Source organism: Prochlorococcus sp. MIT2308, assembly GCF_059772345.1.
Genome location: NZ_CM186283.1, coordinates 1,611,875 through 1,627,318, shown reverse-complemented (window position 1 = coordinate 1,627,318; position 15,444 = coordinate 1,611,875). Strand labels below are relative to the sequence as shown.

16 protein-coding genes are annotated in these 15,444 nt (G+C 36.5%); 7 read left to right on the top strand and 9 right to left on the bottom strand.

Annotation, left to right across the window (positions count from 1 at the left end; all coding sequences use genetic code 11):
• The first annotated feature begins 1 nt into the window (after position 1).
• Positions 2 to 670, top strand: a complete 669-nt coding sequence (locus AC6EIW_RS09285; protein WP_498520360.1) for a bifunctional 4-hydroxy-2-oxoglutarate aldolase/2-dehydro-3-deoxy-phosphogluconate aldolase — start codon at positions 2 to 4, stop codon at positions 668 to 670.
• Here the strand turns inward: AC6EIW_RS09285 and aroC are convergent.
• Together aroC and psbA are read right to left on the bottom strand one after the other, a co-directional pair.
• A complete protein-coding gene (gene aroC, locus AC6EIW_RS09280) occupies positions 664 to 1,761 on the bottom strand; it encodes a chorismate synthase (RefSeq protein WP_498521643.1) in 1,098 nt (365 codons plus the stop codon). The two genes, AC6EIW_RS09285 and aroC, sit on opposite strands and share 7 nt — an antisense overlap.
• Before the next feature lie 130 nt (positions 1,762 to 1,891).
• Positions 1,892 to 2,974, bottom strand: a complete 1,083-nt coding sequence (psbA, locus tag AC6EIW_RS09275; protein WP_011294225.1) for a photosystem II q(b) protein — start codon at positions 2,972 to 2,974, stop codon at positions 1,892 to 1,894.
• A gap of 198 nt (positions 2,975 to 3,172) precedes the next feature.
• On the opposite strand from psbA, the gene AC6EIW_RS09270 reads away from it, so the two are divergent.
• On the top strand, positions 3,173 to 3,307 hold the full coding sequence (locus AC6EIW_RS09270; RefSeq protein WP_498520359.1) for a YWSERL motif small protein: 135 nt from the start codon (positions 3,173 to 3,175) through the stop codon (positions 3,305 to 3,307).
• On the opposite strand, the gene AC6EIW_RS09265 is transcribed toward AC6EIW_RS09270, so the two are convergent.
• Complete coding sequence (locus AC6EIW_RS09265) at positions 3,298 to 4,215, bottom strand: aspartoacylase (protein WP_498520358.1); 918 nt, start codon at positions 4,213 to 4,215, stop codon at positions 3,298 to 3,300. The genes AC6EIW_RS09270 and AC6EIW_RS09265 overlap by 10 nt on opposite strands.
• Before the next feature lie 43 nt (positions 4,216 to 4,258).
• Here AC6EIW_RS09265 and AC6EIW_RS09260 point away from each other — a divergent pair, with 43 nt between their 5' ends.
• The 3 genes from AC6EIW_RS09260 (at position 4,259) to AC6EIW_RS09250 (ending at position 6,292) form a co-directional block, all read left to right on the top strand.
• Entirely contained in the window at positions 4,259 to 5,233 is a 975-nt protein-coding gene (locus AC6EIW_RS09260) for a glutathione S-transferase family protein (RefSeq protein ID WP_498520357.1), read from the top strand.
• A gap of 9 nt (positions 5,234 to 5,242) precedes the next feature.
• Positions 5,243 to 5,902 carry a DUF2301 domain-containing membrane protein gene (locus AC6EIW_RS09255; protein WP_498520356.1) on the top strand — a complete coding sequence of 220 codons (660 nt, stop codon included), beginning with the start codon at positions 5,243 to 5,245 and terminating at the stop codon, positions 5,900 to 5,902.
• Between the two features lie 171 nt (positions 5,903 to 6,073).
• Positions 6,074 to 6,292, top strand: a complete 219-nt coding sequence (locus tag AC6EIW_RS09250) for a CP12 domain-containing protein (RefSeq protein ID WP_498462105.1) — start codon at positions 6,074 to 6,076, stop codon at positions 6,290 to 6,292.
• 71 nt (positions 6,293 to 6,363) lie between these two features.
• Here AC6EIW_RS09250 and AC6EIW_RS09245 read toward each other — a convergent pair whose 3' ends face one another.
• The 6 genes from AC6EIW_RS09245 to AC6EIW_RS09220 all read right to left on the bottom strand — a co-directional run bounded on the left by AC6EIW_RS09245 (position 6,364) and on the right by AC6EIW_RS09220 (position 12,586).
• Positions 6,364 to 6,546, bottom strand: coding sequence for a hypothetical protein (locus tag AC6EIW_RS09245; protein ID WP_498520355.1), 183 nt, complete (start codon positions 6,544 to 6,546; stop codon positions 6,364 to 6,366).
• A gap of 77 nt (positions 6,547 to 6,623) precedes the next feature.
• Positions 6,624 to 7,613, bottom strand: coding sequence for an Obg family GTPase CgtA (cgtA, locus tag AC6EIW_RS09240; protein WP_498520354.1), 990 nt, complete (start codon positions 7,611 to 7,613; stop codon positions 6,624 to 6,626).
• Between the two features lie 101 nt (positions 7,614 to 7,714).
• Positions 7,715 to 10,132 carry an endonuclease MutS2 gene (locus AC6EIW_RS09235; protein WP_498520353.1) on the bottom strand — a complete coding sequence of 806 codons (2,418 nt, stop codon included), beginning with the start codon at positions 10,130 to 10,132 and terminating at the stop codon, positions 7,715 to 7,717.
• A gap of 15 nt (positions 10,133 to 10,147) precedes the next feature.
• Positions 10,148 to 10,552, bottom strand: coding sequence for a VOC family protein (locus tag AC6EIW_RS09230; protein ID WP_498520352.1), 405 nt, complete (start codon positions 10,550 to 10,552; stop codon positions 10,148 to 10,150).
• 47 nt (positions 10,553 to 10,599) lie between these two features.
• Positions 10,600 to 11,601 (bottom strand): porphobilinogen synthase, encoded by a 1,002-nt coding sequence (gene hemB / locus AC6EIW_RS09225; RefSeq protein WP_498520351.1) that lies wholly within the window; start codon positions 11,599 to 11,601, stop codon positions 10,600 to 10,602.
• A 49-nt stretch (positions 11,602 to 11,650) separates the two neighbouring features.
• Complete coding sequence (locus tag AC6EIW_RS09220; protein WP_498520350.1) at positions 11,651 to 12,586, bottom strand: DnaJ C-terminal domain-containing protein; 936 nt, start codon at positions 12,584 to 12,586, stop codon at positions 11,651 to 11,653.
• A 142-nt stretch (positions 12,587 to 12,728) separates the two neighbouring features.
• Between AC6EIW_RS09220 and AC6EIW_RS09215 the strand changes: the two genes are divergently transcribed.
• Entirely contained in the window at positions 12,729 to 14,396 is a 1,668-nt protein-coding gene (locus AC6EIW_RS09215) for a SulP family inorganic anion transporter (protein ID WP_498521642.1), read from the top strand.
• 50 nt (positions 14,397 to 14,446) lie between these two features.
• Complete coding sequence (locus AC6EIW_RS09210) at positions 14,447 to 15,442, top strand: sodium-dependent bicarbonate transport family permease (protein WP_498520349.1); 996 nt, start codon at positions 14,447 to 14,449, stop codon at positions 15,440 to 15,442.
• Positions 15,443 to 15,444 lie beyond the last annotated feature (2 nt).

The window sequence follows — 15,444 nt, the reverse complement described above, 5'->3', positions numbered from 1 at the left end:
TTTGGAAATCAAGCAAAATAATTTAATAAAAAGGCTTAAATTACAGCCTTTAATAGTTCTTATCAGGCTAGAAAATAAATTTTTTAATATATCAAAAAAAAGAGAGAATTTATTTTTAAAAATCGAAAAACTATATAATTATGGTATTAAAAATATAGAAATAGGATGGGATTCAAATGCAGAATGGGTTAATTTGATATCAGAGATAAAAAAGAATTTCAAATCAATTAATCTTGGTGCTGCATCAATTGAATCAAAAGAATCTTTAGATTCAATTCTCTCATTAGATCTAAATTATTCGATGAGTCCATCATTTAACAAAGAAATTCACCTCAAAGCCATACAAAATAATCAACTAGTTATTCCAGGGATATCGAATATTGAAAATTTCAAAGAGGCAATTAATCTAGGATATAAAATTGTAAAAATCTTTCCCGCATCAACATTAGGAATTAATTTTATAAACGAATTAAAAAAGATAACTCAAAAGGATATGTTTTTTATTGGTGCAGGTGGAATTAAAAGTAGAAACCTAAAAATATTTATAAAAGATGGATACGATGCATTAGTTATCGGAAGAGAATTACGAAATCAAACTCCCGACAAAGATCTAGAAATTTGGCTAAAAGATTATTCAAGATCTACTATAAAACCAAAAATTAATTATTGATTTTTAAATTCAGTACATTGTCCTCGATGCCTAAGTAAATGATCGGCTAAAACCAATGCAACCATTGCTTCAACCATTGGAACTGCCCTTGGCAAAACACAAGGATCATGTCTTCCTTTTGCCTTGAGAGTTACAGCATTACCATCCTCATCAATAGTCTTTTGGCTTTTCCTAATTGTTGCTGTAGGTTTAAATCCAACCCTCAAAACTATATCCTCACCATTAGAAATTCCTCCTTGAATCCCCCCTGAGTTATTCGTAGCAGTTTTCAATTGATCAGAGTCCGATGGTACAAAAGGATCATTATGTTCACTGCCTTTTAGATAAGTACCTCCAAAACCAGACCCTACCTCGAAACCTTTAGTGGCAGGCAAAGACATTAATGCCTTTGCTAGATCAGCCTCCAACTTGTCAAAGACAGGCATACCAATGCCGACTGGCGGATTACGAACAACACATTCTATGACTCCTCCGCAAGAGTCTCCTTCTTTCCCAAAAGCTTCTACTCGTTTAATCATTAAAGCTGCAGCTTTTTGATCTGGGCACCGAACAATATTTTTCTCAATCTCATCAAAAGTAACTTTATTGGGTTGAATATCAGCTTCAATATCATGAATTCTCTTCACCCAAGCAAGTATTTCCGTATTAGAAGACTTAGTGAGAAGTTGCTTTGCAACAGAACCAGCCGCGACTCTACCTATCGTCTCTCTTGCGGATGCTCGTCCTCCGCCACTTGAAGACTGAATTCCATATTTTTTCTGATAAGTAGCATCAGCGTGAGATGGCCTAAAGGCTTTTTTAATTTCAGAATAATCTTTAGGCCGATGATCTTTATTTCTAACAACCATCGCAATTGGTGTTCCTAAAGTTTTGTTCTCTAAAAGACCACTAAGAATTTCAACTTCATCACTCTCGTTTCTGGGAGTAGTGATTTTGCTTTGACCTGGTCTCCTTCTATTTAGATCATTTTGTATTTCATTGATATCAAGCTCCAACCTTGGTGGACATCCATCAATGATTACACCAACACCACCACCGTGAGATTCACCAAAAGTGCTGATATTAAAAAGTTTTCCGAAACTACTTCCCATAAATAAACCTATCTTAAAAATGTTAATCAATACTCACTAAAAAATAAACCAATAAATGCAATAGATAACTTGAAAAAAAGCAAAAAAAAAGCCCTCTAAAAGAGGGCTTTGAAAAAATCAAGTTAAAGACTTAACCGATTGCAGGTGCAACAAGAGCTACAGAAGTAGACTCAGCAGCTGCTAGGTCAAGTGGGAAGTTGTGAGCATTACGCTCATGCATTACTTCCATACCAAGGTTTGCACGGTTAAGTACGTCACCCCAGGTTGGTACAACCTTGCCTGAAGTATCTACAACAGACTGGTTGAAGTTGAAGCCGTTCAAGTTGAAAGCCATGGTGCAGATGCCCATAGATGTCAACCAAACACAAATTACTGGCCATGAAGCCAAGAAGAAGTGAAGGCTACGGCTGTTGTTGAAGCTTGCATATTGGAAGATCAAACGACCGAAGTAGCCATGAGCTGCAACGATGTTGTATGTCTCTTCTTCTTGTCCAAACTTGTAACCGTAGTTCTGTGAATCAAGTCCTGTGGTCTCACGGATAAGTGATGAAGTAACCAAAGAACCGTGCATTGCAGAGAACAAAGCACCACCGAACATACCTGCTACACCAGCCATATGGAATGGGTGCATCAAGATGTTGTGCTCAGCCTGGAAAACGAACATGAAGTTGAATGTTCCAGAAATTCCTAGAGGCATACCATCAGAGAATGAACCCTGACCGAATGGGTAAACAAGGAATACAGCGAAAGCTGCTGATACAGGAGCTGAGTAAGCAACACAGATCCATGGGCGCATACCTAAACGGTATGAAAGCTCCCACTGACGTCCCATGTATGCAGAGATACCAATAAGGAAGTGGAAGATTACAAGCTGGTAAGGGCCACCGTTGTATAGCCACTCATCAAGAGTTGCTGCTTCCCAGATTGGGTAGAAGTGAAGGCCGATAGCGTTACTTGAAGGAACAACAGCACCAGAAATGATGTTGTTTCCATACATGAATGAACCAGCTACTGGCTCACGGATACCGTCGATATCAACTGGAGGAGCAGCGATAAATGCAACGATGAAACAAGTTGTTGCCGCAAGAAGGCAAGGGATCATCAATACACCGAACCAACCGACATAAATACGGTTGTTGGTGGAAGTAACCCACTCGCAGAATTGTGGCCAACCTTTGAGCAACGAAGAACGCTGCTGCTGAATGGTGGTCATGAGGACGAATGTGTATGTCCCTTATGGGACGAGTAAATAAGAGCAGCTAATTAGACTGCCAGCAGTGATAATAAAGGAGAATGATGCTTTCTGTGGCCAATTTGTAGGACAATTTATTAAGAGAATCAGCAAGTTGCGCCTGAAGAGCACTTAAAACGTCTTAAGATTCTTTTAAGATTTAACGTAAGAGGTCAGCAATTGGTTCTTATAAAGTGGCTGATTAACGGTAATAGGGCTGAAGAGAGGGTTCCTTTATGTGATGCACGTCACAGAAAATATGAATTAGAAGCTCAAGGGGCAGTTGTTTATTGGAGCGAGAGAACTTACTTGTGATGTACTAACTCTATTAATGATTGTTTCCATTCTTTTTTTACATCCCATAATTCTTTTTTGGTAAAGCTCATAGCAATATTTTTTTCCGCATAAGCTGCTTCATTTATGAAAACAGGAATATATGGTTCATCTTCTTCATACCTAATTATTTCACCATTCAACTTAAAAAATAATTCATCGTTTTTCTTTAATTCTAGCCAATCCTTTGATTGCCTAAATGAATGTACGTAGCCATCAATATTACCTTCTTCATCTCTTGGAAAATCGATACTTTTAATATGCCTGTGAATTATCAATTTATCAGGAAAAAAGAAATTCAAATTATTAATTTGATAAATTTGTTCCATCAAACTTTCAAGGATTAATTTAGTCTGTGAAATAATTCTAGAATTCAATAGACCCTGACCTACAGGTCCAATTTCAATAACAAGTCCACAAGGCCAAGATTCAACTAAAAAACCTGTTTGTTTTTTATCTGATTCATGTAGATATATTGGTAAACCTAATTTATTTTGAATTAAAGAAGCCAAAGCCAAATCTGAATATCTTCTTCCATATACAACTAAGCAACTCCCCATGGAGGCTGTGGTTGTATGAAAATCTAATGCTATTTGACAGGGACTTTTTCCTGCCTCTCCATAAAGATTCACTAATTCATTCGCTCTGTTTCCCTCAAAATTTGAAGAGTTGATAAATAAAAATGATTCTTCTTTAAAACTACGATTCAAATCATGATGAATGTATCTTTTCCCTACCTTTTTAGCCTCAGGATTTCCAATCACCTTACAAGTTTTAATCCCGTAAGTATTTATTAAAAACGGTGATTTTTTCCATTCATCAAAAAGCCAGATACCATTTATTTCATTACCATGTGTACCAGCCACTAGAAGTACTTGTAGCTGCATCATTATTCAATAACCATAGATATAAAAATAACCCTAAAAGAAAGTTATGGCCATACCACCAATATTTGTAAAAGCTGCGAGAAACATATGGAGTTTTGAATGGAGAATTTTAATGAATGGTCTTGCACCATCGGATTCTAATGGAAATTACAAAAGGCCTATAAATCTTCAACAACAAATTCAAATCCCGACAGAGAAGGATTTAAAGAATAGAGCATTAACTCAAATGCCAGGTTTGATTGTCGGCAAAAGTTGTCCTTGGGCACATAGAACATGGATAATTCATGAGATCAAAGGATTAAAGAAATCGATCAATCTTCACATTGCTGAAGTAGACTCAGCGGGAGGAAGATGGATATTTGACCATCCAATACAAGGCTGTAAAACCCTTCAAGAGCTTTATCGGAAATGCGGAAATTATCAGTCAAGACGAGCAACAGTACCAATGCTTTTCGATCCAGGCAATGAACCCGAAGCAAAATTAAGACTTATAAATAACGAAAGCGCTGAGCTTGTCGAAATATTAAATAATTGGCCAATATACGATCATCAAATAGACCTTAATCCAAGCAAATATAAAAAACAAATTATTCACTGGCAAAATCTAATTCAAGAAAATATTAATAATGGAGTTTATAAATGTGGATTTGCTAGAAATCAAAAAGCTTATGAAAAAGCTTCTGAGAATTTGTTCTCAGCTCTAAAAACCATAGAAGAAAGTCTACAATCAAGAGGTCCTTGGCTTTGTGGAAAGAATCTTTCAATTGCTGATATAAAACTTTTCCCTACCCTTATTAGATGGGAAGCAATTTATTACCCACTATTTAAATGTAGTAATAAACCAATAAAATCTTTCCCACATATAATTAAATGGAGAAAAAAATTTTTTAATATGTGTAACATTAAAAAAACATGTGATGTTGATACTTGGAGAAAAGATTATTTTGGAGCTTTATTTCCTTTAAACCCAAGTAGTATTATTCCTAAAGGAGAAGATATTACAACAATTATCAACAATTAATGATCAACTATGAAAGAAGAAAATTCTTACTTTAAATCCTCAAATCCTATTAAAGGTGTCTATGGTGATTTCATAGTTACTTCAGATGATAAAAAAGAAGTTCTATTTTACCGATTATCAATTCTTTTCTGCGGATTATTCTTTTTAATAGGAATAGCTCAATGGTTTTTTAATGGATCTCATCAAATATGGATTTGGCTATTATGTATGTCAATAAGTATAGGCTTAAGTCTGAAGTGGATACATATATATTTAAGACCCTTACATCAAACACTAACAATTTTCTGGTTACTCGGTTGTATTGGATTGTTGATACTTCTATATCATTTCGGAGTAACAAATCTAATGTATGGCCTCAGAGAAAATCCTAAATCGATATTACTTATAGGACCACTTTTTGCTTCTTTAACTGGGATAGGTTTCAAAGAGTTTTTTTGTTTTAGAAGAATTGAGGCAATAGGGATAACAATTTTCATTCCAATTGCTTTACTTGGATATTTAACTGAATTAGCTAATGAAAGTTTTACTTTTGCAACGCTAGTTGTGTCGTCCTTGCTATTGATATCAATGGGAATAAGGAAATTCAACCTGCCAGCAGAAGCTGACATAGGAGATAAAAGCGTTTTTTATTATTTAGAAAGCCAAAGAAAGGAAGCTAAAAGTATTTGATAGTTAAATAAATCAACAAATTATCAATTCAACAAAACCTACAAAAGATCTTTTTTGCAGGTCTTAAGTCAGGGAATGGTGAGGAAATCCAACCAAATTTACAAACCACGTGCAATATTCCTCCGTCATAATTATTGTGTTAGTCAAATGATCCTGCTCTTACAAGACGCTATGAAAACTATTGACGAGCATATTCAAAAAGATGAATCCGAGATTCAAGAAGCAAAAGCTCAAGGGAATGAATCCAAGCTCCATCATTTAGAAGATGAACTTAACTCTCTAAAGGAATACAAGGAGCATCATCCTGAAGACAAGCATGATCCAAATGCTCTGGAATTATTCTGCGACGCCAATCCTGATGAACCAGAGTGCTTGGTATATGACGATTAAAACTTAAAAACAATTAAAAGCACAAAAAAGGAGAAGCAACAACTTCTCCTTTTTTGTACCATGAGATCCTATTAATAATCCATATTAAAATCTGAAGGGCTTCCAGTTAAAGAGCAAACAACTGCCTCCTCATTTTTCATTTGACGTACTTCAGCGATAGGTCTCCCCATTTTTTTTAAAACATTAATATCTTTATCAGTCTGGCAGCGAGCGATAATTTCTCCTTGTCCATCAAAACAACTGTAAAAATCCATAATTTTAATAACTCTCTTTAGTTATGACCAAAAATTAACTACAAGACAAGTAGGTATGATTCACTCATAACAATTAATTAATATCCAAGTTCGTTCCAAATAGAACTTAACAAATCATCCAGACCAAATTTCGTTACTGCAGAAATTATGTGGACCTTTTTCATAGTTAGTTTCTCAATATTATTTAGAAGTTTTTTAATTTCATTCTCATTTAATAGTTCTTTTTTATTCAGAACAAAAATTCTTGGCCTAGAAATCAAACCACAACCGTACGTCGTTAATTCCTCATTAATGGTTTTAAAATCATTTATCGGGTCGGTTGATGCTGAGTCAATTAAATGAAGTAAAACCTTTGTTCGTTCAATATGTCGAAGAAAATCATGCCCTAACCCTATACCTTTTGAGGCTCCAGCAATCAAGCCAGGAATATCTGCAAAAACTGTTCCATCTCCTGAGGGTCTTCTTACTACTCCGAGATTAGGAATTAAAGTTGTAAATGGATAATCAGCAATCTTTGGTCTTGCAGAGGAGAGTACAGAAATCAAAGTACTTTTGCCTGCATTAGGCAAACCAATAATTCCAACTTCTGCTAGTAGTTTCAATTCCAATTGCAATGACCATTCTTCACCTGCTTTCCCTTCTGTAAATTTTTCTGGGGCTCTATTGCTATTTGATAAATAACGAGCGTTCCCGAAACCTCCTTTCCCACCAAACGCGACAATAAGTTGTTGGCCTTTATGAGTTAAATCACCAAGAATAATATTCGTAGAGAGATGTCTTACCTCCGTTCCGCATGGAACTTTAAGTACAGTGTCATTTCCTGATGCTCCAGTGCATTTGTTAGGGCCACCTCTTTGACCATTCTCGGCAGAAATTAATTTCTGAAATTTGAAATCCAAAAGAGTTTGTAAATTATCATCAGCCTCTAAAACAACATTTCCTCCTTGTCCTCCATCTCCTCCCGCAGGACCACCTGCTGGAACATACTTTTCTCTTCTAAAAGCAGAGATACCATCACCACCCGAACCTGCTTTGACATCAATAATAGCCTGATCAATAAATTGCATTTAGAAATATCTATAGTCAATAAACTAAATAATAATTCTTACATTCATCCTTGCTAAATTAAAGAACTAAAAACATTGTTTATAATTTTCACCTCAATTTCTCAATCAACCATCCACACAACACTACATCCAGGGCCGCCATCATGAGGTTCAGCATCGGCTACTTTTTCAATATATGAAAGTGAATCAAACCACTTCCTCAAACCTTTTTTCAGTTTTCCAGAACCAATTCCATGAATAACCCATAAAGCTCCGGAACAATTTCTCAATTTTTCTTCAATTACCCCCTCCGCTTCATGCACGCGTAAACCTCTTACATCTAAGGTATTTTTTTTAGTACGAACTAAAGATAAATTCTTTCTTACTACCCGCGAAGTTTTTACTTGCACACGTGGATTTATTTCGGCTTTTTGACCATCAAGACTTTCTACTTCAGTCAAACTAACTTTGCTTCTAAATACACCACACAAAACTGTTAATTGCATTCCATCATCTGAGAAAGAAATTATTTCACCTGCTCTACCTATAGAAGACAATCTAACTTTATCCCCAATTTTGGGAACCCATCCCGGCAAAGGAGTGACCCGCCTATCGCTTCGATACCCTTTCTCCATTTGCCGTAATCGTCTACCGGCAATTCTTGCTGTTTCACCACTAGCATTTTGATCGCGCAAACGTTTAATCAAATGTCTTACTTCTTTTTGACCTTCTCGAATTGATGACTCCAGTTTAAACCTTCCTTGTTCATTAAACTTCTCCGTTTGTTGACGTTGTTTCTGCCAACTATCAAGTAATTCTTCATGTAATAATTCAGTTTTTGCTAATAAAGCCGCAGCATCTTCAGCTGCTGATTGCTGCCGCTCACGTTGTTTTTCTAAACCTTTAATAACTTGATTAACATTATCAACGCTTGCAGGATTGATAAACTCTTGAGCACGTTTTATCACTTCCGAATCAAGACCAAGTCTTTTTGAAATCTCAATCGCATTACTCCTACCAGGAATTCCCCATTGCAAATGAAAGGTTGGTTTTATTGTTTCACTATCAAAAGAAACTGAAGCATTTTCAAATCTTGAATCACTATATTTTAGTGCTTTTAATTCTCCAAAATGAGTAGTAGCAATAGTTAATCGTGCTCTATCTGCCATTGTCTTTAACAGAGCCATAGCCAAGGCTGTACCTTCAGAGGGATCAGTTCCTGCTCCAACTTCATCTAAAAGAACGAGAGTTGTACCACGGGAAGAAGCTATGGCATTAAGTATTCGACTTATACGAAGAATATGCCCACTAAATGTAGATAAATTTTGCTGTAATGACTGCTCATCACCAATATCAGCTAAAATATTTTTACACCAGGGTAATCTTGGCGAACCAGTACATGGTAAAAGTATTCCTGCTTTTGCCATTAAAACTGCTAGACCAATACTTTTTAACGCAACTGTTTTGCCTCCAGTATTAGGGCCTGTAATCGCAACAACTTTTAAATCAGAAGGAACATCAAAACTAGTTGGTACGACTGTATTTTTTTTCTCATGGAAATCATTCCATACTAATAAAGGATGGCGAAAATCTTTAATCTCAAATAGTGTATTCTCCTTTTCATCAAGAATTGCTGGCACCCCGTCAAGCCATTTAGAGTAACGTGCTCGTGACAATGCAAACTCAATCTGTAAAAGAATCTCTCCTAAATGAGCTATTACATCGGCATTAAACCCAACCTCCTTACTCCAATTAGCTAAAAGTCTCCTCTCTTCATTAAAGATTTCAGAATCTATTTTAGCCAAACGATTCCCTATTGATATGACAACTTGTGGCTCGACATAGATAGTATTTCCTGAAGCCGAACTATCATGAACCATTCCCTTAATCCGATCGGAAGTCCCAGCTTTAAAAGCTAAAACAGGTCTTCCATACCTCTCCGAGATAATATTGTCTTGAAGTAATCCAGCATATTTCCTAATAATATCTTGAAGAATTTCTTTTCTTTGAAGACGTACCGAATTCCTATGGCGTCGTAATTCAGAAAGTTTTGGACTCGCACGATCAGCAATTCTTCCACCTTCATCCAGACCAAATTCGAGGAGTTTTTGCAAATCAGGCAACGTTGCAACGTCTTTGAGTAATTCAGAGAGTCGTGGACGTATTAATTGATCAAATATTAGTTTTCGTAATTTTCTAGCAGCTCTTAACGTATCAGCAACTTTTAATAAATCCTCGCCTATTGCAACACCACCTTTGGAGCATATCAAAAGAATATTTTCCAAATCATGAACACCTTCAAAAGATATTCCTCCATCAATAGAAATATCTAATGATCCAATTTCTAACGTTTGGGACAATAACTCCTTGCTAAGAGATATATCTAATGGTAAATCAAAGCTTCTACATTTATTACGACCTTGTTGGGTAACCGCGAATGTAGACAAATGGCTACAAACAGTTGGCCATTCAAGTAACTCCAAAGATTCTAGAATTATTTGTGTTTTTTCTGAATCATCCTGATTTATTGAAACTTCCATTCGTCTAAAAAACTTCTATTGATTTGTTGGGATTCCTGTTGATGGGTGATAAAGCATTTCCAACCAATTGCCTTCTGTATCTTTCAAGTAAAAAGAAGAAGTTCCATCTCGATGATCATGCAAAGCACCAACCTTTACACCTTGATTTTTTAGAGAAGAATGAATGCTTTCTATTTCATCCTTATTAGTGAAATGAAATGCAAAATGTGGACCAGCCGCTTTGTAGCTCGGTCCAAGCAAAGCAAGGCCATCTTTATTCTCTCCTGTCTCTAAGTAACACCAATCAGGATCATCCCAAACAAGCTTCATCCCCAAGCTCAAATAAAACCTTTTAGCCCTATCAACATCTTCCACTCTTATAGCTACATGGCCAAGCCGATTAACTTCTTTATTATTTAATTTAGACTGTTTTTCTAGCATTACTTTTAATTGAAGATTGAAATTTTAAATAATGTTCTTAGTCAACTCTATTGTTCTTTTAACCATCCTGCGGCATCACACGCATGATATGTAAGGATCAGGTTTGCCCCAGCTCTTTTGAAACTCAATAAAGTTTCTAAAACAATTGCCTTTTCATCAATCCAACCTCTTTGAGCAGCAGCTTTGACCATTGAATACTCTCCACTAACGTTATATGCAGCGATTGGTAATTCTGATTCTTCCCTTAAACGATAAATAATATCTAAATAAGCCAAACCAGGTTTAATCATTAGGATGTCCGATCCCTCTTGTTCGTCAAGTTGAGCTTCTGTTATGGCTTCTCTAGCATTAGCCGGATCCATCTGATAGGTATTTTTATTTTTCGGTATTGGCTTATTTGATAATGATCTGGGAGCAGAATCTAAAGCCTCTCTAAAAGGACCATAATAGGCAGATGAATATTTTGCAGTGTAACTAATTATTCCTACATGTTCAAAACCTTCATCATCTAAGGCTTCTCTTATAGCTCCTACTCTTCCATCCATCATGTCACTTGGTCCAATTAAATCTGCTCCAGATTGTGCTTGAACCACTGCTTGCTTACATAAATAATCAACGGTTTCATCATTCAAAATTATTCCTTGATTACTAACTATTCCATCATGACCATCACAGGAATAAGGATCTAAAGCGACATCAGTCATGATACTCATTTCAGGTATCTCTATTTTCAACCTTTCAATAGCCCTTGGTATTAAGCCTTTTTCATTAAAACATTCTGCTCCATCTTCTGTTTTTAGCTCATCTGAAACTTTTGGGAAAAGAACGACACATCTTATTCCTAGATCCCAAGCCCGTTTAACTTCATCAACCAATCCATCCATTGACCATCGAAATGAACCTGGCATCGCTGGTATCTCTTGAATATCTAAACCTTCATGAACAAAAAGAGGATAAATAAAGTCAGAAGCAGAAACATTGTTCTCTCTAACCATCTCTCTCAAAGAGTTTGTTCTACGAAGGCGACGGGGCCGATAAGTAAGATGCATATTGACCAATAGAGATAACTACATAACAGATAACTACATTTTACTTCCTTTAAGTCCTAGCCTGATCAAACCAGCTTGATCGGGGTTCATCTATTCGAACAGATCTAAGCTTTTCAATAAGTCTCAACTCATCTTCTGTCCAGCTTTCCGGTAATTTTAATTTTAGAGTAAATAACAAATCCCCTTGGGTATCTAAATTATGAAATCCTTGCCCTTTTAATCTGAATTGTTGCTCAGGCAAACTTCCAGAAGGAATTGATAAATATGTATCTCCTCGAGGAGAGGCAACCAAAACATTTGCTCCCAAAGCTAATTCATCTAGAGAAATAGGTAAGTCCGCATAAATATCTAAACCTTTGACTTTCCAAATTGGATGGGATCTGATAGATATTTCAATCAACAAATCTCCTCTTTTCCCTTTCCCAGGCTGTATGTTGCCCTTGTTCTTAATACGTAAGATTGATCCTGTTTTAATCCCTTTTGGGATGTTCACCTCGATTCGTTCATCATTTACCAAAAGATTCTTTTGAGCTCCATTCAAAGCTTCTAAAAAATTAATCTGCAAATTAAATTCAGCATCAAGATTTAATGATTGAGCATTCTTCTCTGAAGATATATTTGAGTAAATTTCTTGACCGACCTCACTAAATTTTCCAATTAAATCACTCAAAAAATCATCAAAGTTTTTATATTCATCAAAGCGCTTGTCATTTTTTTCTCTAGCAAAATCCCTATACTTTCCATAACTATTTTTAGACCAATAACTTAGATATTCCTCATAAGACTTTTTTTTATCCACATCAGAAAGAATTTCATAAGCTTCGTTGATTTCTTTAAATTCTGATTCAGCCTCATCATCATGTGGATGCAAATCAGGATGAAATTGTCTAGCAAGTTTTCTAAAGGCACTTTTGATTTCTTTATCGGTAGCATTTCTACTGATACCAAGGATTTTGAAATAATCCTTAAAACCTTTTAATTCCATGAAAATAAAGCTTTTTCAGGTGCTAAGAGTCATTCTTTGAATGATTTTTCCTAAATCTAGTATTTAAAAATTGAGAATGCCGAACGTAATTGAACCTTGAAGAGATAGGCTTGTTTTAGTGAATTCAAGTAAGGAGAGTCGATTGGCGTTAATTAATGGCTTTCACCTGAAAAATATAAGAGGTGATGTATTAGGTGGCTTGACCGCTGCGGTTGTAGCCCTACCTCTAGCTCTAGCGTTTGGTAATGCTGCACTAGGCCCTGGAGGCGCTATCTACGGCCTTTACGGAGCAGTCGTAGTTGGATTCCTCGCCGCATTGTTTGGAGGAACTCCTGCTCAAGTAAGTGGTCCAACTGGGCCTATGAGCGTAACAGTTGCTGGAGTGGTTGCTAGCTTGGCAGCTGTAGGAGTTCCAAGAGATTTATCTGCTGGAGAAATTCTTCCTTTAGTAATGGCTGCTGTAGTCATTGGGGGATTATTTCAGATTTTATTTGGCATACTAAGGCTTGGTAAATACATCACACTTGTCCCTTATTCAGTCGTTTCAGGCTTTATGTCTGGAATTGGAGTAATCATAATTACTCTCCAAATAGGACCTTTACTTGGGATATCAACTCGAGGAGGAGTATTAGAGTCTCTTTCAACTTTAGTTAATAATTTCGAACCGAATGGGGCTGCAATAGCAGTTGCAATAATGACAGTTGCGATAGTGTTTCTGACCCCACGCAAAATCAGTCAATGGGTCCCCTCTCCTCTCTTAGCATTATTAATAGTTACTCCTTTATCAATAATTCTTTTTGGCGATAGTTCCATAGACCGAATAGGAGCAATACCAGAGGGTGGTCTTTCTTTAAGTCTCCCAGATCCAAGTCTTGGCAATTTCTTCCCAATAATTCTTAAAGCTGGACTAGTCCTTGCTGTTCTTGGTGCTATTGACTCCCTTCTTACATCTCTTGTAGCAGATAATATCTCTCAAACCAGGCACAATTCTGATAGAGAACTCATTGGACAAGGTATTGGAAACGCAATAGCTGGTCTTTTCACAGGTTTGCCAGGAGCCGGGGCAACCATGAGAACAGTCATAAATGTCAAATCTGGAGGTTCCACGCCAATTTCAGGAATGGTTCATTCAGTTGTATTGCTATTTGTCCTTGTTGGTGCAGGTCCTCTAGCAGCGCAGATTCCTACAGCTCTTCTTGCAGGAATTCTAATAAAAGTTGGTTTAGACATTATTGATTGGGGCTTTTTATTAAGGGCTCATCGCCTTTCTCTTAAAACAGCAAGTGTGATGTATGGCGTCCTTTTAATGACAGTTTTCTGGGACTTGATATGGGCTGTGCTTGTTGGTGTATTCATCGCAAATATGCTGACAATCGATTCTATTACGGAGACTCAGTTGGAGGGAATGGAAGCAGATAACCCATTTGATTCAACATCAAACAACAATGCAGCAAATTCACAACTTCCCTCAGATGAGAAAGCACTTTTAGATCGCTGTGCAGGAGAAGTAATGCTATTCAGATTAAAAGGGCCACTTAGTTTTGGAGCAGCAAAAGGAATTACTGAAAGAATGATGCTTGTAAGAAACTACAAAGTTCTAATTCTTGATATTACTGATGTACCTAGGCTTGGGGTTACTGCAACTCTCGCAATAGAAGATATGGTTCAAGAAGCACTAAACAACTCAAGGAAAGCATATGTTGCTGGTGCAACAGGAAGAGTAAAAGACAGACTTGCTAAATTTGGGGTTGATGTAATTGGCACAAGAAAAGAAGCTCTCACAGCTGCAATTGACAGCCTCAATGGTTAATAGTCGATAATATATTTAATCTGATTGATTGCTTTAAAAACTAACGAGAAATGGGACAAAACCTTTTCATCCAAAATGCTTTAAGTCCTCCGATACTTTTTTTCTTTTTGGGTGCAATTGCATACGCATTAAAGTCTGATTTTGAGATTCCAGCTCCCCTTCCAAAATTATTTTCTTTATATCTTTTACTTGCAATAGGCTTCAGAGGCGGAATTGAGCTACAAAAAAGTGGCTTTGGTTATCCAGTTCTTCCAACTGTGATAGCAGCAATATTAATGTCACTATTTATCCCTCTTATTTGTTTTGTAATACTGAGATTTAAGTTTGATGTTTTTAATGCAGCAGCAATATCAGCTGCATATGGATCAATAAGTGCAGTTACATTCATAACTGCTGAAAGCTTTCTCGAAAGTCAAAATATACCTTTTGATGGTTTTATGGTTGCAGCTTTGGCACTAATGGAGTCACCAGCAATAATAATTGGTCTTCTCTTAGTCAAATTTGGAGCGCCCAAAGATAGGCCCATCAAAAGAAAAATGATGTGGGGATCAATTCTTCATGAGTCAATGTTAAATGGTTCTGTCTATTTATTACTCGGAAGCCTTCTCATAGGTTTTTTAACATCAGCAATTGATCCGTCTGACATAAAGAAAATGGAACCATTTACCGCTGATTTGTTCTATGGCGCAGAATGTTTTTTCCTGCTTGACATGGGAATTGTTGCGGCCCAACGCCTCGCTCGCATCAATAAGACTGGTGCCTTTCTAGTGATGTTTTCAGTTTTTATGCCAATCGTTAATGCTGTACTTGGATCAGTAATAGCCAGATTTCTAAATTTAGATCCAGGTAATGCTCTTTTGTTTGTAGTTCTTTGTGCTAGTGCGTCATACTTAGCTGTACCAACGGCAATGAGAATGACTGTTCCTGAAGCTAGACCTAGTTATTACATTTCGACAACTCTTGGATTAACTTTCCCTTTTAACATCATCATTGGAATACCAGTATATATGGGCTTAGTAAACACAATGATTCCATCAATTGGGTAACT

Bases quoted from the DNA above. Each gene is read 5' to 3' on its own strand.
- aroC (WP_498521643.1), bottom strand. From the start codon at position 1,761: ATGGGAAGTAGTTTCGGAAAACTTTTTAATATCAGCACTTTTGGTGAA.
- AC6EIW_RS09260 (WP_498520357.1), top strand. From the start codon at position 4,259: ATGGCCATACCACCAATATTTGTAAAAGCTGCGAGAAACATATGGAGT.
- cgtA (WP_498520354.1), bottom strand. From the start codon at position 7,613: ATGCAATTTATTGATCAGGCTATTATTGATGTCAAAGCAGGTTCGGGT.
- psbA (WP_011294225.1), bottom strand. From the start codon at position 2,974: ATGACCACCATTCAGCAGCAGCGTTCTTCGTTGCTCAAAGGTTGGCCA.
- AC6EIW_RS09220 (WP_498520350.1), bottom strand. From the start codon at position 12,586: ATGGAATTAAAAGGTTTTAAGGATTATTTCAAAATCCTTGGTATCAGT.
- AC6EIW_RS09230 (WP_498520352.1), bottom strand. From the start codon at position 10,552: ATGCTAGAAAAACAGTCTAAATTAAATAATAAAGAAGTTAATCGGCTT.
- AC6EIW_RS09255 (WP_498520356.1), top strand. From the start codon at position 5,243: ATGAAAGAAGAAAATTCTTACTTTAAATCCTCAAATCCTATTAAAGGT.
- hemB (WP_498520351.1), bottom strand. From the start codon at position 11,601: ATGCATCTTACTTATCGGCCCCGTCGCCTTCGTAGAACAAACTCTTTG.
- AC6EIW_RS09235 (WP_498520353.1), bottom strand. From the start codon at position 10,132: ATGGAAGTTTCAATAAATCAGGATGATTCAGAAAAAACACAAATAATT.
- AC6EIW_RS09245 (WP_498520355.1), bottom strand. From the start codon at position 6,546: ATGGATTTTTACAGTTGTTTTGATGGACAAGGAGAAATTATCGCTCGC.
- AC6EIW_RS09250 (WP_498462105.1), top strand. From the start codon at position 6,074: ATGAAAACTATTGACGAGCATATTCAAAAAGATGAATCCGAGATTCAA.
- AC6EIW_RS09265 (WP_498520358.1), bottom strand. From the start codon at position 4,215: ATGATGCAGCTACAAGTACTTCTAGTGGCTGGTACACATGGTAATGAA.
- AC6EIW_RS09210 (WP_498520349.1), top strand. From the start codon at position 14,447: ATGGGACAAAACCTTTTCATCCAAAATGCTTTAAGTCCTCCGATACTT.